Source organism: Hydrococcus rivularis NIES-593, assembly GCF_001904635.1.
Classification (GTDB): Bacteria; Cyanobacteriota; Cyanobacteriia; order Cyanobacteriales; family Microcystaceae; genus Hydrococcus; species Hydrococcus rivularis.
The window spans coordinates 92,589-117,066 of record NZ_MRCB01000005.1 but is presented as its reverse complement, the minus strand read 5'-3'; the positions used below and the strand labels follow the sequence as shown (position 1 = coordinate 117,066).

The 24,478-nt window shown below is 45.5% G+C and carries 26 protein-coding genes; 16 read left to right on the top strand and 10 right to left on the bottom strand.

What is annotated here, in order from left to right:
- Window positions 1-303 precede the first annotated feature (303 nt).
- On the top strand, window positions 304-1,233 hold the full coding sequence (gene lipA, locus NIES593_RS06495) for a lipoyl synthase (RefSeq protein ID WP_073598801.1): 930 nt from the start codon (window positions 304-306) through the stop codon (window positions 1,231-1,233).
- 242 nt (window positions 1,234-1,475) lie between these two features.
- On the opposite strand, the gene NIES593_RS06490 is transcribed toward lipA, so the two are convergent.
- Window positions 1,476-2,171 carry a hypothetical protein gene (locus NIES593_RS06490; RefSeq protein ID WP_073598800.1) on the bottom strand — a complete coding sequence of 232 codons (696 nt, stop codon included), beginning with the start codon at window positions 2,169-2,171 and terminating at the stop codon, window positions 1,476-1,478.
- Window positions 2,172-2,426: 255 nt separating this feature from the next.
- Between NIES593_RS06490 and tatC the strand changes: the two genes are divergently transcribed.
- Window positions 2,427-3,191, top strand: a complete 765-nt coding sequence (tatC, locus tag NIES593_RS06485; protein ID WP_073598799.1) for a twin-arginine translocase subunit TatC — start codon at window positions 2,427-2,429, stop codon at window positions 3,189-3,191.
- A 10-nt stretch (window positions 3,192-3,201) separates the two neighbouring features.
- Here tatC and NIES593_RS06480 read toward each other — a convergent pair whose 3' ends face one another.
- The 6 genes from NIES593_RS06480 to NIES593_RS06455 form a co-directional block, all read right to left on the bottom strand.
- On the bottom strand, window positions 3,202-3,519 hold the full coding sequence (locus NIES593_RS06480) for a DUF3067 family protein (RefSeq protein WP_015142364.1): 318 nt from the start codon (window positions 3,517-3,519) through the stop codon (window positions 3,202-3,204).
- 126 nt (window positions 3,520-3,645) lie between these two features.
- Window positions 3,646-5,700 carry a DICT sensory domain-containing protein gene (locus tag NIES593_RS06475; RefSeq protein WP_073598798.1) on the bottom strand — a complete coding sequence of 685 codons (2,055 nt, stop codon included), beginning with the start codon at window positions 5,698-5,700 and terminating at the stop codon, window positions 3,646-3,648.
- 230 nt (window positions 5,701-5,930) lie between these two features.
- Complete coding sequence (mutL, locus tag NIES593_RS06470) at window positions 5,931-7,673, bottom strand: DNA mismatch repair endonuclease MutL (RefSeq protein WP_073598797.1); 1,743 nt, start codon at window positions 7,671-7,673, stop codon at window positions 5,931-5,933.
- 144 nt (window positions 7,674-7,817) lie between these two features.
- Entirely contained in the window at window positions 7,818-8,600 is a 783-nt protein-coding gene (locus NIES593_RS06465) for a hypothetical protein (protein WP_073598796.1), read from the bottom strand.
- 52 nt (window positions 8,601-8,652) lie between these two features.
- Window positions 8,653-9,186 carry a rod-capping linker protein CpcD domain-containing protein gene (locus NIES593_RS06460; protein ID WP_073598795.1) on the bottom strand — a complete coding sequence of 178 codons (534 nt, stop codon included), beginning with the start codon at window positions 9,184-9,186 and terminating at the stop codon, window positions 8,653-8,655.
- A gap of 136 nt (window positions 9,187-9,322) precedes the next feature.
- Entirely contained in the window at window positions 9,323-10,267 is a 945-nt protein-coding gene (locus NIES593_RS06455) for an NAD(P)H-dependent glycerol-3-phosphate dehydrogenase (RefSeq protein ID WP_073598794.1), read from the bottom strand.
- Window positions 10,268-10,356: 89 nt separating this feature from the next.
- Between NIES593_RS06455 and NIES593_RS06450 the strand changes: the two genes are divergently transcribed.
- Window positions 10,357-10,791 (top strand): NUDIX domain-containing protein, encoded by a 435-nt coding sequence (locus tag NIES593_RS06450; RefSeq protein ID WP_073598793.1) that lies wholly within the window; start codon window positions 10,357-10,359, stop codon window positions 10,789-10,791.
- Window positions 10,792-10,858: 67 nt separating this feature from the next.
- Window positions 10,859-12,109, top strand: coding sequence for an FGGY-family carbohydrate kinase (locus tag NIES593_RS06445; RefSeq protein ID WP_073598792.1), 1,251 nt, complete (start codon window positions 10,859-10,861; stop codon window positions 12,107-12,109).
- Window positions 12,110-12,383: 274 nt separating this feature from the next.
- Here NIES593_RS06445 and NIES593_RS06440 read toward each other — a convergent pair whose 3' ends face one another.
- Window positions 12,384-13,481 carry a precorrin-8X methylmutase gene (locus tag NIES593_RS06440; protein WP_073598877.1) on the bottom strand — a complete coding sequence of 366 codons (1,098 nt, stop codon included), beginning with the start codon at window positions 13,479-13,481 and terminating at the stop codon, window positions 12,384-12,386.
- Window positions 13,482-13,762: 281 nt separating this feature from the next.
- On the opposite strand from NIES593_RS06440, the gene NIES593_RS06435 reads away from it, so the two are divergent.
- The 4 genes from NIES593_RS06435 to NIES593_RS06420 are packed head-to-tail and all read left to right on the top strand — an operon-like array spanning window position 13,763 to window position 17,958.
- On the top strand, window positions 13,763-15,640 hold the full coding sequence (locus NIES593_RS06435; protein ID WP_073598791.1) for a DNA-directed RNA polymerase subunit gamma: 1,878 nt from the start codon (window positions 13,763-13,765) through the stop codon (window positions 15,638-15,640).
- Between the two features lie 42 nt (window positions 15,641-15,682).
- Entirely contained in the window at window positions 15,683-15,841 is a 159-nt protein-coding gene (locus tag NIES593_RS06430; protein ID WP_175561052.1) for a hypothetical protein, read from the top strand.
- Between the two features lie 31 nt (window positions 15,842-15,872).
- Entirely contained in the window at window positions 15,873-17,165 is a 1,293-nt protein-coding gene (locus NIES593_RS06425) for a response regulator (protein WP_245817329.1), read from the top strand.
- 10 nt (window positions 17,166-17,175) lie between these two features.
- Window positions 17,176-17,958 carry an ABC transporter ATP-binding protein gene (locus NIES593_RS06420; protein WP_073598788.1) on the top strand — a complete coding sequence of 261 codons (783 nt, stop codon included), beginning with the start codon at window positions 17,176-17,178 and terminating at the stop codon, window positions 17,956-17,958.
- Window positions 17,959-17,963: 5 nt separating this feature from the next.
- On the opposite strand, the gene NIES593_RS06415 is transcribed toward NIES593_RS06420, so the two are convergent.
- The gene (locus NIES593_RS06415; protein WP_073598787.1) at window positions 17,964-18,335 is read right to left on the bottom strand and encodes a hypothetical protein; all 372 of its coding nucleotides are present in this window, start codon (window positions 18,333-18,335) and stop codon (window positions 17,964-17,966) included.
- 33 nt (window positions 18,336-18,368) lie between these two features.
- On the opposite strand from NIES593_RS06415, the gene NIES593_RS06410 reads away from it, so the two are divergent.
- Window positions 18,369-18,638, top strand: a complete 270-nt coding sequence (locus NIES593_RS06410; protein ID WP_073598876.1) for a DDE transposase family protein — start codon at window positions 18,369-18,371, stop codon at window positions 18,636-18,638.
- Between the two features lie 128 nt (window positions 18,639-18,766).
- Here NIES593_RS06410 and ctpC read toward each other — a convergent pair whose 3' ends face one another.
- A complete protein-coding gene (ctpC, locus tag NIES593_RS06405) occupies window positions 18,767-20,065 on the bottom strand; it encodes a carboxyl-terminal processing protease CtpC (protein WP_073598786.1) in 1,299 nt (432 codons plus the stop codon).
- A 359-nt stretch (window positions 20,066-20,424) separates the two neighbouring features.
- Here ctpC and NIES593_RS06400 point away from each other — a divergent pair, with 359 nt between their 5' ends.
- From NIES593_RS06400 to NIES593_RS23960, 7 genes are all read left to right on the top strand, one after another.
- Window positions 20,425-21,243, top strand: a complete 819-nt coding sequence (locus tag NIES593_RS06400; protein ID WP_073598785.1) for a cell division protein FtsQ/DivIB — start codon at window positions 20,425-20,427, stop codon at window positions 21,241-21,243.
- A gap of 231 nt (window positions 21,244-21,474) precedes the next feature.
- Window positions 21,475-22,725 (top strand): cell division protein FtsZ, encoded by a 1,251-nt coding sequence (gene ftsZ, locus NIES593_RS06395; RefSeq protein WP_073598784.1) that lies wholly within the window; start codon window positions 21,475-21,477, stop codon window positions 22,723-22,725.
- A 2-nt stretch (window positions 22,726-22,727) separates the two neighbouring features.
- Window positions 22,728-23,540 (top strand): bifunctional hydroxymethylpyrimidine kinase/phosphomethylpyrimidine kinase, encoded by an 813-nt coding sequence (gene thiD, locus NIES593_RS06390; RefSeq protein ID WP_073598783.1) that lies wholly within the window; start codon window positions 22,728-22,730, stop codon window positions 23,538-23,540.
- A 5-nt stretch (window positions 23,541-23,545) separates the two neighbouring features.
- Complete coding sequence (locus tag NIES593_RS06385) at window positions 23,546-24,052, top strand: hypothetical protein (RefSeq protein ID WP_083602359.1); 507 nt, start codon at window positions 23,546-23,548, stop codon at window positions 24,050-24,052.
- A gap of 36 nt (window positions 24,053-24,088) precedes the next feature.
- Window positions 24,089-24,232, top strand: a complete 144-nt coding sequence (locus NIES593_RS25760) for a DUF6888 family protein (RefSeq protein ID WP_425432532.1) — start codon at window positions 24,089-24,091, stop codon at window positions 24,230-24,232.
- Window positions 24,189-24,284 (top strand): DUF6888 family protein, encoded by a 96-nt coding sequence (locus NIES593_RS25755; protein WP_425432531.1) that lies wholly within the window; start codon window positions 24,189-24,191, stop codon window positions 24,282-24,284. The genes NIES593_RS25760 and NIES593_RS25755 overlap by 44 nt, the downstream gene beginning before the upstream one ends.
- Entirely contained in the window at window positions 24,281-24,451 is a 171-nt protein-coding gene (locus NIES593_RS23960; protein ID WP_175561051.1) for a DUF6887 family protein, read from the top strand. The genes NIES593_RS25755 and NIES593_RS23960 overlap by 4 nt, the downstream gene beginning before the upstream one ends.
- The last annotated feature ends 27 nt before the right edge of the window (window positions 24,452-24,478 follow it).

Sequence of the window (24,478 nt, the reverse complement as noted above, 5' to 3'; positions counted from 1 at the left end):
AGTGAGCCGTTAGTCATCTGTCATTAGTTTAGTGCGTACAAAAGACTATAGACCAAATACCGCTCGCTCTACACATACTAATGTTCCCTACCAATCGCTTAAAACTAACAGTATAAATTTAAAGCTACACATTTCATCTGTCAAAATTTACATCCGTAGGGGGATGCTTATCAAACTCGGATTTTTCATACTGAAGTTTGGTTTTCATCAACAGCAGGAACGAAAAAGGGACTAATCAAGTCGCGAGCTGAAATGTTGTAACATTTGAGATACCGTGACAGTTGTCAGTATTTTTCAAGATAGATGCCGACAGAAATCGATCGCTCTCATCCAACTCCATCGGCTCATTCTCAGTGGCGCGAAGAAATAGCCGCACTTCCGCCTTGGTTGAAGCGTTCTCTTGGCAAAGCCAGCGAACTTTCGACCGTCCAAAGGATTATCAAGCAGCGACAAATTCATACTATCTGCGAAGAAGGTCGCTGTCCCAATCGAGGCGAATGTTATTCCAAGAAAACGGCGACATTCTTATTGATGGGTTCGACCTGTACCCGTGCCTGTGCATTTTGTCAAGTGGATAAGGGACATGCGCCGATGCAATTAGACCCCGACGAACCGCAAAAGGTAGCGGAATCCGTCCATTTGCTGGGGTTGAGCTATGTGGTGCTGACTTCGGTGGCGAGAGACGATTTGCCCGATGGTGGAGCAAGTTGGTTTGTTAAGACGATGACTGCCATTCGTCAAATGAATCGAGATACTCAAATCGAAGTCTTGACTCCCGATTTTTGGGGCGGTATGGGGAAAGAAAAAGCACAAAAAGAACGAGTGGCAACCGTAGTCGCAGCTAAACCTGCTTGTTACAACCACAATATCGAAACGGTACGGCGGCTGCAAGGTCCCGTACGGCGGGGGGCAAAGTACGAAAGATCTCTTGACGTATTGCGTTGGGTGAAAGAACTCGATCCGAGCATTCCTACCAAGTCCGGTTTGATGCTGGGACACGGCGAGACAGAAACAGAAATTATCCAAACGATGGAAGATTTACGGGCGGTAAAGTGCGATCGCCTTACCCTCGGTCAATACATGCGTCCTTCCCTAGAACACTTACCCGTGCAAAAATATTGGCGACCGGAAGAATTTGACCGACTCGGAGAAATTGCCCGCTCCCTGGGGTTTTCTCACGTACGTTCCGGTCCCTTGGTTCGCAGCTCCTATCATGCTGGAGAGGAGGATTAGTCGCAAGGTAAAAAGGAAAACTCAGATCTTGCACCTTTGGCATTAACGCCTAGAACTCAAGTTCTAGGCGTTAATGCCAACTGGATTAAAATCGACTGAAATTCTTATCGGGTCTTCTTTAGAAGACTTTTTCGATCGCCCAGGAAATTCATGACAACAGCAGTTGTTGAGAATGGTGCAAGATCTCAGAAAAGGCAAAAAGGAAATAAAAATTTTTCCTTTCTCCTTTTTACTTTTTCTTTCTAACAAGTTGCTTGTCTTAACTTTTGCTGTTCGCGATTGAATTGTTTTTGCTTTTCTGTTAACAATCCATAACTCTCAATGGGAAGGCGCATATCCCATTGAGTTTCTGCCAAGACAAATAGATTGGCTGCCATAATTAACCCCGTAACCAGAAACTGCCATCCCACAACATAGGATAAGCTGACAATCCCCAGCGAGTGAATGATGCCAGAGATGATGAAGGCGCGAGAACGCATTCCTATTCCCGTACAGAAATATCCTATGGCGCATAATCCCAACCAGAGATGAGATAGATGCATTAACACCTGACCCCACCCTAAAAAGATACCCAAATCAGTAATAGCAACACCTACCAGCATTAAAATCACCCAGACATATAACACCCAATGCAAGCGTTCTACTGCTACCCAAAAGTGAGTTAGTCCGATAGTAACTAGAGTTCCCCCAACTGTTAAAACCGACCAAACAATCGCTTGCGTTACCCAACTAATGGGAGTAAATTGAGCAGTAATAAAGACTGCAGCTGATATTAAACCCCAGAGTCCAAAAACTTGATCGATACGATTATAAATATTAGAAACTAGGGTTTTATTTTTAATTTTCAGCTGAACGTGCAAGAGTCCTTGGCGATCCTGATAATCTAATGCATATTGTTTGGGACGAAGAATGGGTTCGGTTGGATTGAAAAAGGTCATTTAGGCTAATAGCTCGATAGACAATTTTATATTTTCTTCACTATTGTTACAATTATACACATTTTGTTACTTAAGAAAAAGCGATCGCAGTTGCAAACATCGGTCTTAGGAAATAAAAATTTAAATTCTAAGATTCAATGGCTCGATCGCGTTATCCAAAGATGACAAGAGCAAGCAATCGAGAAGCGATGGCTACTTCCAAAACCCAACTATCGATAAAATGGTTAACAGCCCTTGGACTGGATTAGAGCGAACATGGCTTCTACAGAACTGGAAACCCCACCTAAAAACACGACTGACGAACATCTCGACGAGATTCCCGATGAGGTAGAGATGTCGTTATTCGATCATCTCGAAGAATTACGCCAGCGAATTTTCTATGCTTTAATTGCCGTAGCGATCGGGGTAACTGGCTGTTTTATCTTCGTTAAGCCATTGGTTCAACTATTGGAAGTTCCGGCGGGAGATGTCAAGTTTTTACAACTCGCCCCCGGAGAATTCTTTTTTGTCTCTCTCAAAGTTGCTGGATACAGCGGCATATTAGTTGCCAGTCCATTTATCCTTTACCAAATTATTCAATTTGTTTTGCCAGGATTGACCCGGCGCGAACGTCGCCTTCTCGGACCCATTGTATTAGGGTCGAGCGTCTTATTTTTTGCGGGACTTGCCTTTGCTTACTTAGCTCTTATCCCTGCTGCACTAAAGTTTTTTATTAGCTACGGTGCCGATGTCGTCGAACAATTGTGGTCGATCGATCGCTATTTTGAATTTGTCTTGCTGTTAATGTTCAGCACCGGACTAGCCTTTCAAATTCCGGTAATCCAGTTAATATTAGGATACTTGGGCATTGTTTCTTCCAAGCAAATGCTGTCTGGCTGGCGTTATGTCGTTCTAGGGGCAGTCGTTTTAGGTGCGGTGCTGACTCCTTCTACCGACCCCTTGACTCAATCTCTTCTGGCGGGTGCGGTTCTGGGGCTGTATTTTGGCGGGGTTGGGATGGTTAAGTTAAGCGGACGCTGAGTGGAGAAATTTAAGTTTCATCTAGAATCCATTCTGAAGCGCGATCGCCCAAATCGATAGGAATGCTCACTGGTTTACCGAGTCGGGGACGTTCGCGGGTTCTGTAGATATAAGTTTTGACCTGCTCGACTCCTCCCCAAGCCTCAAGGTAACTCGTTATAGCATTGAGATGTTCGAGATATTCTTGCTCTGACATCGGGAAAGATACCTGTTCGAGATATTTCCACATAACTTGGACAAAAATTCTGCCCTTAATCCGTCGTAGCCGAACATCGTAGGAATGCCCCCACTTAGCGAGCAAAAGTTGTTGAAGTTCTTGTCCCGTCATCGTGAATCCGAAGCGAGCGATCGCGCTAAATTTTAAAATTTTCTTTAATCTTAAAGCTTTTGGGATGGGAGTTTTAGAAAACCTCGCGAGCGATCGCAGATTGTCCTCTTTGGTGAGAACTCTTCCTCATTTTCCTCTACTCCTCTTTCTAGGGGATCTCTGTTGCTTTTGAGATGGCGAGGATTGGGAAGATTGCCCGTTAACGTCTTGCGATTTTTTACTCGAAGAAGATTCGCTGACGATGGGGACGGTGAAGTGAAATTGACTGCCGTGGTTTTTTCCTTCTGATTCTGCCCAGATTGCTCCGCCCCAACCGTTGACGATTTGGCGGCAAATGGCTAAGCCCAATCCCGTGCCCCCGACGCTGCGTCGCAAAGCGCCTTCTTCTTGATAAAAGCGGTCAAACACGGTTTTTAAGCGATTGGGTTCGATGCCGCGACCCGTATCCGCGATGGTAACTTCTAGACTTTGAGGGCTATGGCGACTGACTTCTACAGTTACTTGACCGTCAGAACCAGTGAACTTACATGCATTATCGAGTAATTTTGTCAAGACCTCAACCAACCATTCCCCATCGGCTTCTACTAACGGTAGGTTTTGGGGCACGAGATTGCTAATCTTCGGGAGATCGTTCTTGGCGTTACGAGCATGGAGATGGCTGAGGGCTAACTCGACGCATTCATTGAGAGATAACGGTTCTGGGTGCCACTCTACGCGACCGCTTTCAAGCTGGGAGAGGGTGAGAAAGTCTTGGATGAGTTTGCGCATGCGTTCCGCATCTGCCAGAGCGGTATTGAGCATGACTTGACGCAGTTCTGGAGACATATCTGGCTCGCTGGCAAGACTTTCTAGACACACTTGAATGGTCGATAGCGGGGTGCGCAGTTCGTGTCCGGTAATGGCGACTAGGTTAGAACGAGTGCGATCGAGGGCTTCTAGCTGCTCGTTAAGATCTTGCAAGTTGGCATAGGCTTCGGCTTGAATGAGGGCAACGCCGACTTGAGTTGCGATCGCGTCTACCAGGGCAATATCTTCGCTCTTCCAAGCCGAGGGAGTCGGACCGCAGTGGTGTAACTCGACCATTCCCAGCAATCTACCTTGGTAGAGAATGGGAACCAACAGCCAGGAAAAAATCGAGCAATTTTTCACAATTTTCTGTAAAGAACCATCGGGAGCATTGGGGTTAGCTCGCTCGACGATACGAGGGTCGTGGAAAGCATCATCAATGCTAATCGATTCGCGCAATTCCAAAACTTCCTCAAACAGGGGATTGTTTTTGAGGGGCCAAGCTTGTCCCTTGATAGAGGTAATGCCTGCGTTCAAAAATTCGTGTTCTATCTTGGCAGTAGCATCGGATTCGTCGCAGCGATAGATAATGCATCTACATACTCCAAGTCCTTCTCCTAATTTTTGAACAGCCACTTGCAGAATCTGTTGCGGGTCTAGGGAACGCCGAATCGCTGCCGTGACCGAGTTAATCAGCCGTTCTTTATGTTCTTTGGAGGCGAGCGAGCGGTTGGCTTTGATTAACTTATACTGGCCGGCTTGTAAATAGGTGACCAATCTCTGAACGAATGGGTCGGCTTGAAAGCTCCATTCTGAATCTTGGCTCCTGACTTCTGAGTGCAAATAGAGATGTCGCGCTCGCTCGATTTTTTCTGCCAGTTCGGGTCGGTAGGCTAAAATGCGATCTAACAAAATCGCTGCGGCTTCTTGACTGACTTGGCGATCGAAAGTCCAAATGCCCTCAAAACGGCGGCTGTTGTCCATCGCAGAACCCCGATTTTCTCCATCTAGGGTTGTCGTTCTCTCGCGACAGATCAAACAGCTAGAATACTGTTCTCCAATGACGACCAAATGCCATTCCCGAGCTAAGCTGTCGGTTGGTTCAAAGGCGATGGTTTCGTAGAGTCCAGAACTGTTCTTAAAGTCGGTTTCTGGGGCGCAAAGAACGTATACTTGGTCGGTCTTCTGGGCAATGCGTCGATATCGATGGGCTTCTTGGCGATAAAAACGCTCTCGTTGAAAGCTTGCGATCGCTAAAGGTCGATCTTCTCCCACCAGTACCCGATCTTCCATCGCGTGAGAAAGCGCGGTTAGAGATGCCTTGAAGTACATCTGGGGTCGCCAATTAGGAAGGGCTTGCAGCAGTTCTGCTAGTACAGACTTTTGGATGCTCATCAAGCGTTTTTGCTTTTGCGATTACGGCTACCAGAGAAACAAGCAGACACGCTCTAGAGGCAGCTTAGGGAAGCGGAGCGATCGCCTGCTTTGTTTTTTTGTTTCCGATAAAGGTTATACAAGTAGACCTCTAGTATGAGTTTAACTCGTGAGCTACCCATCCCGTAAATCAATCGATCCTAACCGAGCTTTCAAAGACGGTACAATCCCAGCGTGGGGATCGGTTTGGCTCAAATTCCATGGCTTTTTCCAATTACCCAATGACGACGAAAGAAACGAGCTAGAGAAGCTTCTTCTAAAGATAAATAAATCGGTCGTCCGTGAGGGCAAGTGCGCGGATTGCGGGTACTTTTCCAGCGATCTAACAACGTTTGCATCTCGGATAAACTCAGGGGCATGCCATTGCGAATGGCACTGCGACAGGCAGTCGCTACTTGTGCCGCTTGCAAGTCTCCTCCCAAACTCAGTTCTAAAAGTCCATCCGCACAATCGTCGCGTTTGCTTAGCATTTCTGGGGCGTTGCGAATTGCCCATAATTGCTCGCCAAACGGTTCTACCCGTAATCCTAGCCGTTGGAGTTGTTCTACTTGTGCCGAGGTTAACTGACTCAAAACGATGGGGGTTTGTAGGGGCACCAGCTTCCAATCATCTTGCAGTTGTTCGTACAAAATCCGTTCGTGGGCAATGTGCTGTTCGACTATCCATACCCCGCTGGAGTGTTCGGCAACGATATAAGTTTTATTAACCTGAGCGACGGCTCGCAATTCCATCAAACTAATTTGATGTTTGGGTTTTAGATTGGGGTTGCCATTAGGTTGGGGTTTGCTTTCAGTCTCTGGCGACGACTGCGTTGCTAAGATTTTGGATGGCGAATCAATTTGGTAGTTAGTTTTGGCTTCAGCCGCTTTAATCAGTTGACCGATCCGTCGATTATGGACTGTTGCGGGAAGATTGGCGGAACTTAGTTGCATTGCTCGTTCGATCGCGCCAACCACTCGTTCTTGCCAAAATTCCATCGAATGCAGATAAATTTCTGCTTTTGCCGGATGACGATTCCAGTCAATTTGGCTGGGGCAAACTGTTAGGTGAGCGAAGCAGACGGGAAAGCGATCGCGCGGTAAGGTTCGACTAAAGGCGCTTAGGATAGTCTGTTCTAGTTCGGGCGATCGTACCATTCGTCCATTGACTGCTACTTTAACCCAATCGGGCTTTCTACGATGACAGCGATCGGGCAATCCTAAGACTAATTCGATTTGGGATTTGGAGTTGCGAGGGGCTTCTACTTCTAAATTCAAGCTATGCAAATCGCCTATCTTAATTGGCTTGAGAATTTGTGGTAGAATCTGTTGGGCGCTCTTGCCGGAACTAATGTTAAACCAAGGTTTTTCGTCTTGTCGCACTTGCCAGGTAATGCTGGGGTTGCAAAGTGCTATTTGCTGAATCAATCCTTGTACGGCTTTGAGTTGTTGCGCCAGGGGAGGCAATCCTTGACGGCGAACTGGCAAACTTCCAAATAGATTGGCAACCGTAACAATCGTACCGGGCGCGATCGCGATCGTTTCTATTTTGTCCGGTTCTCCTTGTCGATTGTAGACAACTTGCCAGCCGGGTGCATCTGGATCTGAAGCCCAGCGACTAGCGATCTCTAAATCGGCGACTTGGGCTAAACTGTGTAGCGCTTCTCCTCGAAATCCTAACGTCGTAATTTTCCGCAAATCTTCCGTACTGCGAATTTTGCTGGTTGTATGTGCCTTCGCACAGAGCTGTAAATCGGGCGAAGACATTCCTGTGCCGTTATCGGCTACCTGTACGCGCCACAGGTTGGGATAGAGCGAAATAACGATTCTAGTTGCTCCTGCATCGAGAGAATTTTCTACTAATTCCCTGACGACGGCTGCAAAAGAATCGATTACTTCTCCAGCAGCAATCAGATTGATGACATCTGAAGGCAGCGTTTGAACGTCGAGCGACATTGTCTCGGTTGCAAAGAAGGTTAGCTCAGACTCATTCTAATCCCGAAGCACAATTTATTGCATACTAATTCGCGATCGCAGAGAAATTTTGTTTGCCTATTAAAACAGAGCAAAGTGAGCCTTATATGACTCAAACAATTTAAATTAGCTAGAAAAATTATGTTTGCGCCATTTATTTAAATGCGCCTCTCCAATAGCCGCTACGCTAGTTTGCCAAACAATTTGTTTTTGTAGGGCGGCAATTTGCTCTTGATAATCTTGCTCTAGGTGGAAATGATTTCTTTCTTTTTCTGCGATTTGTCGCTCTCGATCGTAAAATTTTTGAATTTGCTCGTCGATTTGACTTTGTTGTTGTGCCAAGCGAACGCGCAGTTCTTTTAGTTGTTTTTCTTTGGTATCTAATTGCTGCTGGAGAGAGTGAGTGATTTTTAGCTGCTCGCTTGCTTGAGATTGGGAATGTTTCCAATTCTGCTCTAATTCATGAATATTATTTTGGAGGGCTTGATTCTTATTAGTTTGCTCGGCAAGCTTTTCTTGTAATTCTGCTATTCGTTCTTCTTTTTTGTTGGCTTTTTTGCGCAGAGCTTGATAATCTTCTTCTCGTTCTTCTATTTTTGCTTTTTGTTTTACTAATTTATCTTGTAGTTCCTGAAGTTGTTTGTCTTTTTTGTCTATGTCTTTGGCTTGCTTTTCAGTTTGTTCTTGTAGCGATTCTAATTTTTCTTTTAATTCTGCAATTTTAGTTTCCTTATTGTTTAATTTATTTTGCAGAGAATTGTAGTCTTCTAAAGATATCGCTAGAGTAGTCTTTTTAACATTTTCTGGAAAAGATTCTACCGCGATCGCTGTATTTTCTTCTTTTTCTATAATTAAATTTTCTTTTCTTTCTATAGATTGTGGAGAAATTTTACGTCTTCTTTTTGCCATTGAGATTCTCCTCAAAACACATGCCAATTATTAGCCTATTCCTTTTGGTTAATTAATTAAACAAGTAAGGTTTCGATTTCTTGCGCTCCTTTTTGCCTCGAATTTTTGCGGCGTTTCTCATCGTCTTTTTTAAATATTTGGCTGAATCAATTTGGGATTTTTTTCTGCGAGCTTGAGTAGTTTTTCTTGGCGATCGTACAACTTTAGAAGTTGTTATTTGCGATCGCGTCGTCGCTGACTCTACAGGTGCAGGGGTTATTTCTGCCTGACTATCTTTAGGTGCGATGGTTTCTCTTTGAGGTTCAGACGTTGCGATCGATTCGGATTCACTAATTTCAGCGGAAGCTAATGTTTGAGAGAACCCTGTTTTAGTCTCTGGCAATATTTCTGCTGTTTTTGTAGCAATCAAGGATGAAGAATGCAAGGTTATATCAACAATTCGCCCTCCAGTGCGACAAATTTGTTGAATTGTCTGACTAAAGCGATAATAGGGAACGATAACGGTATAGTTACTTGTTCGCTTCAGAGTTTGATTGGGTAAACCCACAACTTGAATTGCTACTTTGCGACTGTCGTAGTTATCCATTTTGATAGCCTTAATTTCAGTCACGATCGAGACAACGTGAATATTTAGAGATCTTCTTGTTCGTTTTATTTATACAATGTTATCAGCAATTTTCGGATCGAGAATTGTAACCAATAATTTTTGTTACATTTTTTGATTATATTTCTAAGCCATGAAATTCCGATCTTGGTTCGCGTTCCATAAGAGCTTTAACAGCTTCTTGAGGAGTTATCTCTCCTTTGAGGAGTCGATAAATTTGATGGGAAATAGGAACATAAATTTCTTTTGTTTGGGCAATTCTTATCAAAACTTCAGTCGTATTAATTCCTTCCGCAGTTCCTTCCAAATTTTCTAAAATTTTTTCTAAAGATTTCCCTTGAGAGAGTCCATAACCGACTTGATAATTTCTTGAAAGAGGACTGTTACAAGTTGCCATTAAATCTCCCAAACCAGATAATCCAAAAAAGGTTGAAGCTTTAGCACCTAAATAAGTTCCCACGCGAATCATCTCTGGTAACGCCCGCGTCATTAATCCTGCCTTTGCATTCGTTCCCAATTGTAAACCATCGCAAACACCAGCCGCGATCGCCATTACATTTTTTAGCGTACCACCTAATTCCGTTCCTAGCGGATCGCTATTAACATATACTCGAAAATTCTCCGATGCAAATACCGCTTGTACGATTTCGGCTGCCGATCTATTATTACTAGCAACAACCGTTGCGGCTGGTAAACCCTGTTGAATTTCTTTAGAAAGATTTGGTCCTGATAGAACAACAATAGAATGACTTGGAAAAGCTTCTTGCCAAATTTGAGAAGGCGTGAGAGTTGTAAGCGGATCTAACCCTTTAGTCGCTGTTACTAAAATCACTTTTTCGGGTAAGGTTAAAGCTTGCAGTTTTTCAATTGTAGGTCTAACTCCCTTGATAGAAACGGCTGATAAAATAATATCGGCATCAGTGATAACTGCTTCCAAACTTTCTGTACTATGACGCGACCATAAACGAACTAAATGTTGATTTCGCTTGGCTAAAGTTGCTAAAGCCGAACCCCAAACCCCTGCACCTATAATTGTTAATTTTTTTTGTTTGTTATTGGTCATTAGTTATTGTTTTTTTATTATTTATTTTTAAAACGATGATAGAGTTAAAAAAGGTTATTAAAAATTTGCATTTAGACTTCAAAATTTAGATGACATTTCGCAATCCTACACCAACAGTTGATATTATTATCGAACTAATCGATCGCCCTCATCGACCGATTGTTTTAATCGAACGTCAAAATCCTCCCTATGGCTGGGCAATTCCTGGTGGATTCGTGGACTATGGAGAATCGGCAGAAACAGCAGCACGACGAGAAGCAAAAGAAGAAGTCAGTTTAGAGGTCGAACTCATCGAACAATTTCAAGTCTATTCCGATCCTAACCGAGATCCGCGCCAACATACTTTAAGCGTCGTTTTTATCGCTACAGCTAAAGGCAACCCCAAAGCAGCGGATGATGCTAAAAATATTGGCATTTTCGATCTTTGGAATCTACCAGAAAATCTTTGTTTCGATCATGACAAAATCCTTCGAGATTATTGGCATTACCGTCACTACAAAATTCGCCCTCAAATTTCAAACTAATCTTAGCGTTTTCCTCTGCCCCTCTGCGTCTAGAGCGTGAAATTTTAACAAACTTACTAATAATAATATGAGCTTTTACTTAGGAATTGATTTTGGTACCTCTGGTGCAAGAGCAATTGTCATCGATTCGCGAGAAAATATTTGCTCAGAAATTCAAGAAACTTTTAAGAAATCGTCCTCAAACAATTTAGCAACTTGCTGGCAGCAGACTTTATTCGCTTTAATCGAGAAAATTCCTCTCCAGATTAGACAAGAAATTCAAGCGATCGCGATCGATGGAACGTCCTCTACAGTACTACTGTGCGACAAGCAAGGAAACCCCATTAACGATCCTATTTTATATAACGATGGGCGAGGAATCACCGTCCTAGAAAATTTAGCAGCCATTGCCCCTCCCAATCATCTAGTTTTAAGTGCTACCTCTAGTTTGGCAAAACTTTTTTGGTGGTATCGACAACCGATTTACTCTCAAGCTTCTTACTTTTTACATCAAGCTGACTGGCTGGCATTTTTGTTGCATGGAAAATTAGGCATTAGCGATTATCACAATGCTTTAAAACTCGGTTACGACGTGGAAAATTTATGTTATCCAAACTGGTTGGAAGAATTACCAATCCGAGATTTATTGCCGCAAGTGTTGTCTCCAGGAACGCTTATAGATACAGTCAAAAAAGAGATTGCCTATCGTTTTAATTTACGAAAAGATTGTCTCGTTTGTGCTGGGACAACTGATAGTATTGCCGCATTTCTTGCCAGTGGCGCGACAAATCCCGGCGAGGCAGTCACTTCACTCGGTTCGACTTTGGTGTTGAAATTATTAAGTCATACTCGCGTAGAAAATTCTCAATATGGAATCTATAGCCATCGATTCGGAGATTTATGGCTAACTGGAGGCGCATCTAATACAGGTGGGGCAGTCTTGCGATACTTTTTTAGCAATGAAGAATTAGAAAGATTTAGTAGTCAAATCGATGCCGATCGAGCAAGTCATTTAGATTATTATCCCCTACTTAAACCGGGCGATCGCTTTCCGATTAACGATCCCCAATTGCCGCCAAAACTGGAACCTCGTCCCGCAGATCCCGTGCAATTTTTACACGGCTTATTGGAAAGCATAGCAAGAATCGAAGCGCTCGGATATCGACGGTTGCAAGAACTAGGGGCAACTCCACTTTGTTACGTCTACACGGCGGGAGGAGGGGCAAAAAATCCGACTTGGAGAAAGATTCGCCAACGTTATTTACAAGTTCCCGTCGTCTCCTCTGACTATGCAGAAGCGGCTTACGGAACTGCATTACTTGCAAAAAAAAGTATTTAATTCGAGACTAACTCAGTAAACTTAAAATAGCGATCGCCTTTTTGGGAAGCGCAACAATTCCCTATGTCGCGATTTTTTAATGGATATTAACGTTTTTACCTCCGATCCTTCTCTTCTATCCTTTACATGGCGCGATCCTCGTAAGGTAAACTCAATGAGCGAATCAGGTGCGGTTGTCAGTATGTCCGATAATCAATTGTCCGGCTCCGTGCCTCCGCCGGAGGAGCCTTCCTCCCGACGCTCACCTCCGGAAGAGCGCGGGGATCCTACTGCTTTAGCTGAGATAGCAATGACAATCCGGCTTTTCTAGCAAAGATTCAGCTAAGGCATTGAGAGCAGTTGCCGCTAGTAAACCACCTCCCAAAGATCCCTCAATCGTTATGTAAGGAAAGCTAGAGCGCATTAAACGGCGCTTGGCAGCAGGAGCGTGGCTAAAGCCGATAGGCATGCCGATGACTAAAGCAGGTTGTAATATTCCTCGTTTGCTCGCTTCTAAGGCAGATAGAAGAACCGAAGGCGCATAGCCGATGACTAAAATGCATCCCGGCTCGAATTGCCAAGGATTTAATTGCTGTTGCTCTCGCCAGAATTGGGTTTCGGCATCAATAGCACTGATAACGTGAGGGTTGGAAATCAGGGTTTCGACGGTGCAATTGAGATGTTGTAGGCGAACGCGATCGAGCGCGCGAGCAACGACAGAAACGTCGCTCACGACTTGACAGCCAGTTTTGAGGCGATCGCGTGCCGCTGCGATCGCATCTTGTCCCACTCGCACGAAGTTGACCAAACTGACATCGCCGCTGGCTAAGACTAATTTTGAGAGCAAATCGACTTCAATCTCAGAACGATTGGATAAATCGGGTAATAATTGTTGCAGCGATTCGCTAAAAACTTCTGGATGATTATCTGCGGCAACGTCCCAACTCTGCCACAGCTTTTCGATAGTATCGAGTCCGTCGGCGGTTTCTATTTCTAAGTGTCGCAGTTGGGCGAGAGCTTCTGCTTGCACTTGTTGACAATGGCGATCGCGTCCCAATAATCTCTCTAACGCCGATGCCGTGCGCCGCAATCGCGTCAATTTTTGGATGACTAACTGATACTGCTGTTGTAGGATCGAACTGAGAGTATCACCCTCAGAAGATTCCTCTTCTAATAATTTGCGAATGTGGGATAGCTGAAATCCTTGTTGTTTCAGTGCCATGATGCGCTGGAGGCGCTGTACGTCTTCTGAACTATAGAGTCGGTAATTACCCTCGCTGCGCTTGGCTTCTGGTAGCAATCCAGAGGCATGATAGTGTCGCACCATCCGAGGAGTTAACCCGCCGCCAACGGCTTCTGTCAGGTCTTTGATGGTTAAATATCGATCGCTCATGCCAATGTTAGTATGTTCGTAGAATTTTCGCTTCATCGGTAACGCGATCGCAAGCCAAGTCGATTTTTTTTGCTTTGATTGATGGGGCGATCGCTTCTGTCATTTGGAAAGAATTAATTGTATAATTTTAGATCCTATGTTAAGTTTATAGGCTATTTATTTGTGGTTGGCTCTGAACTCAGTTTAATTATTAGTTAACAGCAAAGCTCGCAGAAGTCGCGACGCTCCTTCAATTGCTCTCACAGCCTCAAACTAGAATCTCAACAACAGAAAGAACAGTAATGAGAACTCAAGTAGAACAACGGTTTGACTACGTTAAGATTGGGTTGGCTTCTCCAGAGCGGATTCGTCAGTGGGGAGAAAGAACCTTACCCAATGGCGTGGTCGTCGGAGAAGTCACTAAACCCGAAACTATCAACTATCGAACCCTAAAACCCGAAATGGACGGGCTTTTTTGCGAACGCATTTTTGGTCCGTCCAAAGACTGGGAGTGTTGGTGCGGTAAGTACAAGCGAGTGCGTCACCGGGGTATCGTTTGCGAACGCTGTGGAGTAGAAGTTACCGAGTCCCGCGTCCGCCGTCACCGCATGGGTTTTATCAAGCTAGCAGCTCCAGTCACTCACGTGTGGTATCTTAAAGGCATTCCCAGCTATCTCAGCATCCTGCTGGATATGCCTTTGCGAGATGTAGAGCAGATTGTCTATTTCAATGCCTATGTCGTTCTCAACCCTGGCAATGCCGCTAACCTCACCTACAAACAACTGCTCACCGAAGATCAATGGCTAGAGATTGAGGAGCAAATCTATGCCGAAGACTCCGAACTCTACAATATCGAAGTCGGTATTGGTGCTGAGGCAATTCAACGCCTACTCCAAGAAATGAATTTAGAAGAGGTCGCAGAAAAACTGCGCGAAGAAATCATCGAGAGCAAAGGACAAAAACGGGCGAAGCTCATCAAACGCCTGAGGGTGATCGACAACTTTATCGCCACCGGATCTAAACCGGAATGGATGGTGCTAAGCGTGATTCCCGTAATTCCGCCCGACCTGCGTCCGATGGTGCAACTCGATGGCGGTCGCTTTGCTACCTCCGATCTCAACGATCTTTATCGACGGGTGATTAACCGGAACAATCGCCTCTCGCGCTTACAAGAAATCCTCGCGCCAGAAATTATCGTCCGCAACGAGAAGCGGATGCTACAGGAAGCGGTTGACGCTCTTATAGACAACGGACGGCGCGGTCGTACCGTTGTCGGGGCAAACAATCGCGCCCTCAAATCGCTCTCGGACATTATCGAAGGAAAGCAAGGCCGTTTCCGTCAAAACCTACTCGGAAAGCGGGTTGACTACTCCGGTCGCTCCGTGATCGTCGTCGGTCCCAAACTGAAAATTTATCAGTGCGGTTTGCCTCGCGAAATGGCGATCGAACTTTTTCAACCCTTCGTGATTCATCGCCTCATCAAGCTGGGAATGGTCAACAATATCAAGGCGGCGAAGAAGCTGATTCAACGAGGCGATCCCAGCGTCTGGAACGTTTTGGAAGAAGTGATTACGGGACACCCAGTTTTACTCAACCGCGCCCCAACCCTTCACCGCTTGGGGATTCAGGCATTTGAACCGATTTTGGTAGAAGGTCGTGCCATTCAATTACATCCGTTGGTCTGTCCTGCTTTTAACGCTGACTTCGACGGCGACCAAATGGCGGTTCACGTTCCTCTGTCTCTGGAATCTCAATCTGAGGCACGCCTACTGATGCTGGCTTGTCATAACATTCTCTCTCCAGCAACGGGTCGTCCTATCGTCGCTCCCTCACAGGATATGGTGTTGGGATGCTACTATCTGACGGCGGAAAATCCCAAGGCTCAAAAAGGTGCAGAACGGCATTTTGCTAGCCTCGACGATGCTTTAAAAGCTTACGATCAAGGATATGTAGACCTGCACGCTTATATTTGGGTACGCCATAACGATGAAGTAGAGACGGAAGAACCGGATACAGAAGTTCTCAAGATAGAAAAACTCGATGATGGCAGCGTCATCAAACACTATCGAGAGCGCAAGGTCAGAGAAAGCACTGACGGACAAATGCTCTCTCAATTTATTCGCACTACGCCGGGTCGGATTATCTATAACAAGACTATCCAGGATGCGCTGGCAGTCTAACGAATAGAAACTCAATTGTTGGTGATTGGCGATCGCGAGCGAATGTTCTTGTATCCTAGCGATCGCCAATTTTTATTGGCTATTGCCGGACACTCGTGCGTTCCTACCGATTTGAAGATAGGAAAAAGTTGGGTGCGGGCAATTTTTTTATTGTGCTTGTTAGATTTTGGTCATCGCAGGGAATTATACAGAAAACGGTAGCTGTAATCGTAATAATCGTTAGGACTCCTCTATGATGAACCCAGCAATAATTGACCAATTTCCTGCTGAAAACGGTCAAAACCAGCAAAATGTTTCTCCTGTCAAATTATTAGAGCAGATATCTAGTTCTCAGGCTAACGGATGTTTACGAATCTCTCACAATTCCGTAGAGTGGCAGATTTATTTCAATCTGGGAAAATTAATCTACGCTACCCATTCTCTCGACCCTTTCGAGCGCTTAGAACGTCATTTACGTTGTTTGAGCGACGAAATTCCCACGCTGACTAGCGCCGTTCGCACCCAAGCCAGAGTAAACTTTGAATCCGAATCGTCAAGCAATCCCCATATTTGCCCGGATTATTTGGCGATCTGTTGGCTAGTCGAACAAGAACATCTCAAACCAGAACAGGCAGCCGAGTTGCTTAAAAATATCACGCAAGAAGTGTTTGAGTCCTACTTATTATTACAAGAGGGCGCTTATCAATTCATTTCTAATAATGAAAAGTATCCTAAGTTTTGCCGTTTTGAAGTGCAGCCTTTTGTTGAAGAATGCCAGCAAAGGTTAAGCTGTTGGCAAGCTATGAGTTCTGCGATCTCGTCGCCAGAACAGCGTCCCTATTTTGTCAGTCTAGCTCACGCTCAACAGAAACTTCCCCCCGACAAAGGCGAGAAACTCAGCAAGCTTCTGAGGGGCTTTAGTTTTCGTCAGCTTGCGGTTTTGACTAAAAAAGATGAGCTAAGATTGGCGCAAGGGCTTTATCCTTTGATTAAAGATAAATTCGTTGTCTTGCGGGATCCTCAGCCTCCTTACGATCGCCTGCCCAAAATTCCGACCTTGGATACTGCGCTAATTTTTGTTTCCGAGCCGACAATTGTCAAGCCAACTCAGGAAACTTCCGCTAAGAACACGCTCTCTAATATTACGTTAGCTGGCTTGCCCCAAGTAACAGGAGTGCAAAAAACCTATAAAGTTATTTGCATTGATGATAGCCCGACTATCTTGAAAGAAATTAACCGCTTTTTAGAAAATTACGATCTCGAAGTTCATGCAATTAACGATTCAGGTAAAGCGCTCAGAGAAATTATCCGCATTAAACCCGATATTATTTTGATGGATGTTGGCATGCCAGGGATCGATGGCTATAAACTCTGTCGCCTGATTAGAAATCATTCCCTGTTTGAGAATACGCCAATCGTTATGGTAACCGGCAATACCGGTTTGATCGATCGCGCTAAAGCAAGAATTGCAGGAGCGACAGATTATATGACTAAACCATTTACCCAAGCAGAGTTAGTCAAAATGGTTTTTAGATATTTAACATAACCGATCTCTAATGCCAATAGAAACTCAACATCTTGCGGGTGGATACGGTACCAAGCCAGTTGTTCGCGACATCAATCTCGCACTACAAACGGGTGAATGGTTGAGCTTGGTAGGAGCCAACGGTTCTGGGAAATCGACCTTCCTGAAACTTCTCTGCCGCATCCTCAACCCGACAGGAGGGGTCGTTCTTTTGGATGGAAAAGCCGTACGCGACTTACCTCCTAACGTTGTCGCCCAAAAAATGGCAATTCTACCGCAACAGCCAACGATTCCTGCGGGGCTAAGCGTCTATCAATTGGTGAGTTTGGGGAGAACGCCCCATCAACCTTGGTGGCGATGGGAATTAGATGCCCAGGATCGACAAAAAGTGGACGAAGCGATCGCGCAAACCCGACTCGAAGACCATCGCGATCGCCTGGTAACTCAGTTATCCGGCGGCGAACGGCAAAGAGCCTTTCTTGCTCTAGCACTCGCCCAAGATCCCAAAGTTTTACTGCTCGACGAGCCGACTACCTATCTAGATATTAATTATCAATTGCAGTTGCTCGAACTACTAAAGCGACTTAACGAGGAGCAAAAACTGACAATTATTACCGTCTTACACGATATCAATTTAGCGGCACGCTACAGCGATCGCTTGGCATTGCTAAAGGGGGGCAGCCTTTACACCGTCGGCAAGCCAGCAGAGGTTTTAATTCCAGAGACAATCGCTCAAGTTTTTGGCGTTCGCGTCGCGGTCATCAAAACGCCTGTCGGACTCCAAATTTGTCCCCTGGCTCCCGTCGGTTTGTAAAGCGGTTATTTAATCCACTTCCACAAAGGATGGCGCGGTCCTATGGCGTGAATTTTTCTGACCTCTTTCTCCAATCGTTGCTTTTCCTGGACAGAAAGTCCGCCAAACCGATGATTGTTTTGCCAGACTAAAACGGCTGCCGTTACTCCGATGCAAAAAGCCAGACAGAGAGCGGGAATGCGATTGAAAGCGATCGCGTAGCGGACGGCAACCCAGGTAAAATGTTCTTGCCAGAGGGGAATTTCTTCTCGCAATCCCCAGATTCCAAAACTCCCCAGCGTCATCCAACAAACCGCGACAAACAACCACCTCGCGCCAACAGTTAGCTGGTGCAACCGCCGCACTTGCCTTTTCAGGTTAGGATCGAGGTTAGTCATTAATTGTCGTTCGTTTTGCTATTCTTCACAGCAATGAATCATACAACTCACGAAGTTAGAGGAGGCTCTGCCGTCTCGCGGCAGAGTATCTCTAACTGGTATATTGTTAAAACACAAGATGGCCATTGTCTAATTGTTGCCGCCGACAATGATGCAGACAACGCAGCTGCGATCGAGAGCGTCGCGCCAAACCTTGACCGAGTTTTAGACGTTCGAGAAAAATGGGGACCTTTTCCTTCTCAAGACGAAGCGATCGCTCGTCGGGTTGGACTGATTCGAGCTGGCAAATGCCAACCCCGTTGACAGTTATCAGTAGGAGTGGATTAATTGTTAACATATTTGCTCTTCCCCAATAGCAATAGATTCCAACCCGTCCTTACAGCGATCGGTGCGGGTGCCAGACGTTACATCCGTGTAGCGCTATCGGGTTGCTAATTGCTTGATTGATTAGTCGCTTGAGGAGCTGGCGTTTTTTTGGCAATCTCTTGCTTGAGAACGTCAAACGCCTTGACAAATTGAGGATCGTTAAACGTTCCAATTTGAGTGCGATCCTTCTGTAGGGTTTTGCGCTGTTGGTCTGACAACTCATGCACGACGTTGGGATCGATGCCGTGTTTATTGATATCCCGACCACTTGGGGTTAGATATTTAGCGATCGTTACGGCTAATCCCGAACCATCTCCCAATCCACGTACCGATTGAACCAGCCCTTTCCCAAAAGTCTTGGTTCCCACGACAATGGCACGCTTGTTATCTTGTAAAGCACCAGAGAGAATTTCGCTAGCACTTGCCGATCCTCCATCCACTAACACGACTAAAGGTTTATCGGTTAGAGCGCTACCGTTAGCTTGTTGGCGTTCGACTTCTCCTCGTCGATCTACCGTCGATACGATCGTTCCCTCATCGAGCCACATCCGAGCGATGTCAATGCTAGAGTACAACAGACCGCCAGGATTAGACCGTAGGTCGAGCATATAACCTACTACCTTTTGTTTTTCAAAGTTTTGAATGGTCTGACGCATTTCCTCGCTAGCTTGAGCGCTAAACTGAGTCAAGCGAATGTAACCAATTTTTCCAGCTGGCGTATCTTCAACGTGAGCGCGTACCGGATGAATTTCGATTCGCGCTCTAGTGAGGGGATAATCAATTTCGCGATCGCCTCGCTTGACGGTAATGGTGACCTGGGTATCGGGCTTTCCTCGAATCAGCTTCACGGCTCGATCGACTTCCATCCCCTTAGTACTTTTACCATCAATTTTAACAATGACATCTTTTGCCAAAATTCCTGCTTTGTAGGCTGGGGTATCTTCTATGGGGGCTACGACTATCAGTTCCCCTGTCTCCTCATCTTTTGCTAGTTGAATGCCCACTCCGGTTAATTCTCCAGAAGTATCGATTTGCATGTTTTGGAACTCTTCTGGATCCATAAATCGAGTGTAGGGATCGCCAAGTTTCTCCAGCATTTCCCGAATGGCTTTGTATGCTTGTTCTTTGTTGGCATACTCTCTCCCTAGGTACTCGTTGCGGATAGCTCGCCAATCTACCTTATTAAACGTGCCATCGACATAGGTTCGATTGATGATTTGCCAAACTTCATCGACTAACTCTTTTGGGCTTTCCTGAAAAAATGCTTGACTTTGCGAAAGGCGAAGACCCGCTCCCGTTACGGCGACTGTTGTCAGTACGACTGCTGTAGCGCCCAGAACAAGTCCGCGTTTTGTAATGACCATAAGCCTAATCGTGTGCTGGTGGAGGACTATCTACTTTAGAACGATCTTAACGCTAACTCTGGCGTAGGAATTATAATCGCGCAACAATCTTATCAATTATGGTTTCCTACTGAAATGCGATCGCTTCCCAAGCTCGGACAAATCGCTAATTTGTTTTGTAAAACATCATTGTGTTTGTTTTGTTAGATTTTTTTGTTAGACGTACATTTTAATCCATTTATAACATTAGTTTCTCCAATCTTATATTGCGTTTTAAAAAAAGTCTGGAAAAGTTTTAACGGAAACCAAACTTTTTGGTAGGCTTAATTAAAACATTGTATAGGGGTTAGCTCCGACCTCGAAAAAAAATGAGGTGAGCAATGACAGATATAGCATCTGTTTCTTCGGCGCAGTTAAAAAGTCGCCGGCAAAAACTGCAAGGCAAAAGAAGATTGAAGGCTTTACAAGCAACTTGGCGTTTTTGTGCGATCGCGGCTATGGCTGGCGGTTCGCTGTGGATCGTCACGTTGCCCCAATGGATAGTCGGCAAACAATCGCTGGAGATAGTAGGAAATCGATTGGTTTCCCAAGAGCAAATTCGCGAGCTGATTCCCCTGGAAACTCCTCAATCCGTCTGGCAACTGCCCACGCAACAGATTATCGCCCGACTCAAAGCCACGCCTCCCATTGCCGACGCTAAAATTACTCGTCAAATTCTGCCGCCTAAATTGATCGTTGAAGTAACCGAACGTCAACCCGTAGCCGTTGCCGTATCCGGTCGGGAAGTCGGGTTTATAGATGCCCAAGGCATTTTTATCCCTAAAAGCTTCTACGAGCAAGCGGGTCAAAACTGGAAAGTCCCAAGGCTTAGGGCGATTGGCTATCGAGATCTCTATCGCCAGCAGTGGACGCAATTATATTCATTCGTCGCTCGTTCTCCTGTAAAAGTTCTAGAAGTCGATTGGCGAAACGCTAACAATCTCGTTCTCAACACGGAGTTGGGGACGGTTTATTTTGGTTCCTTTACCGACGAACGATTTCCCGAACAATTGTCGGTTTTGGCTCAAATGCGCCAGTTGCCATCGCGAGTTCCCAGCGATCGAATGGCGTATATCGATTTGAGCGATCCAGCTTTCCCTACCATTCAACTCAAACCGCCAAAAAGCGATCGCCGAGATCCCTCTTCTGTCAGGAACTAATAACAATATTATCTGTCCGATAACCCAGGGCAAAATCTCTTGACAAAGTGCAAATAAGATTTTTGGACTAAAAGCGTAACGTTAAGAAAAATAGAAATAAATTTCAAAATGAGAAGTTAAGTTATATAAGTTACCTGAGGGCTTAACCTCACAAGATTAGAAATAGAGTAAATAAGTTTACTCCTAAGCGTCGAATCCTTAAAATTTGTGTATAAACTTTTCCCGATTGCAATGACACTTGATAATGAATTAAGACCGATCCATCAGAGCTTAAATAGTATTAGCGAACCTCCAGCAAAAGAGGATAATCACTATCCCCTCAACTCGGCTGGGTTACCCTTGCATCGAACCGAGCGGATTTCTGGGAAACCTAGGGAAGAATTTAGGAGCGACCAAATCGTGCCAAGTAACGTTGCCAAAATCAAAGTCATCGGTGTTGGCGGAGGTGGATGCAATGCCGTCAATCGCATGATCGAAAGCGGCGTTTCTGGAATTGAGTTTTGGGCAATTAATACGGATGCCCAAGCCCTATCGCAATCAGAAGCTCCCCAACGTTTACAAATCGGACAAAAATTGACCAGAGGTCTCGGCGCGGGAGGCAATCCGGCAATTGGGCAAAAAGCGGCTGAAGAATCGCGCGAAGAAATCGCCCATGCCCTAGAAAATACCGACCTGGTTTTCATCACGGCAGGCATGGGAGGAGGGACGGGGACGGGAGCTGCTCCGATAGTCGCTGAAGTGGCAAAGGAAATAGGCTGTCTGACAGTTGGCGTGGTCACTCGCCCTTTTACCTTTGAAGGTCGTCGCCGCAACAGTCACGCAGAAGAAGGCGTTAGCAACTTGCAAAGCAGAGTCGATACTCTGATTGTCATTCCCAACAATCAATTGCTTGCGGTCGCTAATGCGGAAACTCCCATGCAAGAAGCCTTTCGGATGGCTGACGATATTCTGCGGCAAGGGGTGCAAGGAATCTCGGATATTATTACGATTCCTGGGCTGATCAACGTTGACTTTGCCGATGTCAGAGCGATTATGGCAGACGCGGGTTCGGCATTGATGGGGATCGGCATCGGCACGGGCAAATCGAGAGCAAAAGAAGGCGCGATCGCAGCGATTTCTTCTCCCTTGCTAGAGTCTTCGATTGAAGGCGCTAAAGGCGTGATTTTAAACATTACTGGCGGTCACGACCTGACCCTGCACGAAGTCAATGCGGCGGCAGATATTATCTATGAAATCGTCGATCCCAATGCTAATATTATTTTCGGGGCGGTAATCGATGAGAAGATGCAGGGCGAAATTCGAATTACGGCGATCGCGACCGGATTTTCCGGCGAAATCCAATCTGGTGCGAAAAGTCAAGTGAGGACAACCGTTAATCCAGTCAATCCAACGACACCTCAACCCGAACCCGAACCACCACCGAATAAGCAGGGCGGTTTAGACATTCCTCCGTTCCTGCAAAAACGGCGTTTTCAACGCTAGAGATGAGTAAAATCCCAATTGCTCTGACGATCGCTGGCTCCGATAGCGGTGGCGGTGCGGGAATCCAAGCGGATTTGCGCACTTTTGCCTTTCACTGCGTTCACGGCACTAGCGCAATTACTTGCGTGACGGCACAAAATACCTTAGGCGTAACGCGAGTAGAGGCAATAAGTCCAGCCGCAGTTGCCGCTCAAATTGAGGCAGTAATGAGCGATATTGGAGCAAATGTGGCGAAAACGGGAATGTTGTTAAATCGAGAGATTATTGAAACGGTCGCCGAACAAGTTGAAAAGTGGCAACTCAAGCAGTTGGTCGTCGATCCGGTGATGGTATCGCGCACGGGTGCCCAATTAATCGACGACGACGCGATCGCGAGTTTACGCGATCGATTAATCCCTAAAGCGTTAATCGTTACGCCAAATCGCTATGAGGCACAGCTTTTAAGCGGCTTGGAAATTAATACCCTCGAAGAGATGAAAGCGGCTGCCCAAATGGTGCATAAATTGGGAGCAGGGGTAGTTTTAGTCAAAGGCGGCAGCATGATGGGAGAATGGCGAGGGGTTGATGTTTGGTTTGATGGTAAGCATTGGGAAACTTTAACGACGGAAACCGTCGATACCTCTAATACTCACGGGACGGGCTGTACCCTTTCGGCAGCGATCGCAGCTAATTTAGCCTTGGGCAAAGATCTTTGGAACGCAGTCGAACAGGCGAAGAATTACGTGACGACAGCCTTGAAGTACGCTCTCGATATCGGTCGAGGTACGGGTCCAGTGGGGCACTTTTTCCCGTTGCGCTTAGAGAAAAATAGCTAAAACGCATGACAGCTAATTCGCGGAGCCAGTCTCCAAACCCCTTAGCCAAAAATCTTTCTTCCTCTTCAAATTTTTATGCTCCCTCAGTGCCGCTTTCCGTTTATCGAGAACTGGTAGAAGAACTTCAGATAGCTCAAGCACGAGAAGAAGCCTTACATGCACAAAATCGGGAACTTGTCAAGCAAAATCAACAACTTCGACAAGAAATCGAACGAGTAATTCATTACGCACAGCATTTACAGGCGGTTATTGCAGTTCAAGATACGAGTATCGCTTCCCATGACGTGCCGACTCCGTCACGGCTTCCCCAATCGCCAGCCGCCGGGGATGACAAGCAACAACAAATTATAGAAGTAGAAAGCGATCGCTCTCGTTATGCATCTCAATCGAATAGCGACGGCACAATGAATGGTTGGGTATTGGCGATCGCGCTGATTATCATTGTTGTCACCTCTTGTCTGGGAGCATTTTTAATCGTACATTCGCGCTTGGGCAGCAGTAGCGATCGCTAAAGTTCGAGAAATCGGGTAAATTGAGAATACGATCGTATTAGCAAGAAAACAGCTATTCTTCCGACATCAGCACAGGCTCTAGTTTGCTTTATTTTGTGCCAGCGATTAACCGATATGTATCGACCCATATTTCATAGTGCGTCTGGACGAACGCACGAGATACATATTCATTTTGGCTGAGGAAGAGACAGAAATTGTTATAGACAGCGATGGTAAGTGGGAGTTTCAATGACGCAGCCAAACTTTCATCAGATGAGTAGAACAGAACTTCGTGCCTATATTCTTAAGCATAGAGATGACGAACGAGCTTTTCATGCCTACATGGACAAACTCGCAAACGAGCCAGTTTTGGTATCTCGAACCCTAGAAGATTTAGAAGATCCACATCGCTTTGCCTAACTTCTTGAGACAATCCAAAAAGCTAAA

Bases quoted from the DNA above. Each gene is read 5' to 3' on its own strand.
- NIES593_RS06475 (WP_073598798.1), bottom strand. From the start codon at position 5,700: ATGAGCATCCAAAAGTCTGTACTAGCAGAACTGCTGCAAGCCCTTCCT.
- NIES593_RS06425 (WP_245817329.1), top strand. From the start codon at position 15,873: ATGATGAACCCAGCAATAATTGACCAATTTCCTGCTGAAAACGGTCAA.
- NIES593_RS06400 (WP_073598785.1), top strand. From the start codon at position 20,425: ATGACAGATATAGCATCTGTTTCTTCGGCGCAGTTAAAAAGTCGCCGG.
- NIES593_RS06430 (WP_175561052.1), top strand. From the start codon at position 15,683: ATGTTCTTGTATCCTAGCGATCGCCAATTTTTATTGGCTATTGCCGGA.
- NIES593_RS06445 (WP_073598792.1), top strand. From the start codon at position 10,859: ATGAGCTTTTACTTAGGAATTGATTTTGGTACCTCTGGTGCAAGAGCA.
- NIES593_RS06490 (WP_073598800.1), bottom strand. From the start codon at position 2,171: ATGACCTTTTTCAATCCAACCGAACCCATTCTTCGTCCCAAACAATAT.
- NIES593_RS06410 (WP_073598876.1), top strand. From the start codon at position 18,369: ATGAATCATACAACTCACGAAGTTAGAGGAGGCTCTGCCGTCTCGCGG.
- NIES593_RS23960 (WP_175561051.1), top strand. From the start codon at position 24,281: ATGACGCAGCCAAACTTTCATCAGATGAGTAGAACAGAACTTCGTGCC.
- NIES593_RS06450 (WP_073598793.1), top strand. From the start codon at position 10,357: ATGACATTTCGCAATCCTACACCAACAGTTGATATTATTATCGAACTA.
- NIES593_RS06460 (WP_073598795.1), bottom strand. From the start codon at position 9,186: ATGGATAACTACGACAGTCGCAAAGTAGCAATTCAAGTTGTGGGTTTA.
- ftsZ (WP_073598784.1), top strand. From the start codon at position 21,475: ATGACACTTGATAATGAATTAAGACCGATCCATCAGAGCTTAAATAGT.
- tatC (WP_073598799.1), top strand. From the start codon at position 2,427: ATGGCTTCTACAGAACTGGAAACCCCACCTAAAAACACGACTGACGAA.
- thiD (WP_073598783.1), top strand. From the start codon at position 22,728: ATGAGTAAAATCCCAATTGCTCTGACGATCGCTGGCTCCGATAGCGGT.
- mutL (WP_073598797.1), bottom strand. From the start codon at position 7,673: ATGTCGCTCGACGTTCAAACGCTGCCTTCAGATGTCATCAATCTGATT.
- NIES593_RS06480 (WP_015142364.1), bottom strand. From the start codon at position 3,519: ATGACGGGACAAGAACTTCAACAACTTTTGCTCGCTAAGTGGGGGCAT.
- NIES593_RS06420 (WP_073598788.1), top strand. From the start codon at position 17,176: ATGCCAATAGAAACTCAACATCTTGCGGGTGGATACGGTACCAAGCCA.
- ctpC (WP_073598786.1), bottom strand. From the start codon at position 20,065: ATGGTCATTACAAAACGCGGACTTGTTCTGGGCGCTACAGCAGTCGTA.
- NIES593_RS06455 (WP_073598794.1), bottom strand. From the start codon at position 10,267: ATGACCAATAACAAACAAAAAAAATTAACAATTATAGGTGCAGGGGTT.
- lipA (WP_073598801.1), top strand. From the start codon at position 304: ATGCCGACAGAAATCGATCGCTCTCATCCAACTCCATCGGCTCATTCT.
- NIES593_RS06385 (WP_083602359.1), top strand. From the start codon at position 23,546: ATGACAGCTAATTCGCGGAGCCAGTCTCCAAACCCCTTAGCCAAAAAT.
- NIES593_RS06415 (WP_073598787.1), bottom strand. From the start codon at position 18,335: ATGACTAACCTCGATCCTAACCTGAAAAGGCAAGTGCGGCGGTTGCAC.
- NIES593_RS06465 (WP_073598796.1), bottom strand. From the start codon at position 8,600: ATGGCAAAAAGAAGACGTAAAATTTCTCCACAATCTATAGAAAGAAAA.
- NIES593_RS06440 (WP_073598877.1), bottom strand. From the start codon at position 13,481: ATGAGCGATCGATATTTAACCATCAAAGACCTGACAGAAGCCGTTGGC.
- NIES593_RS06435 (WP_073598791.1), top strand. From the start codon at position 13,763: ATGAGAACTCAAGTAGAACAACGGTTTGACTACGTTAAGATTGGGTTG.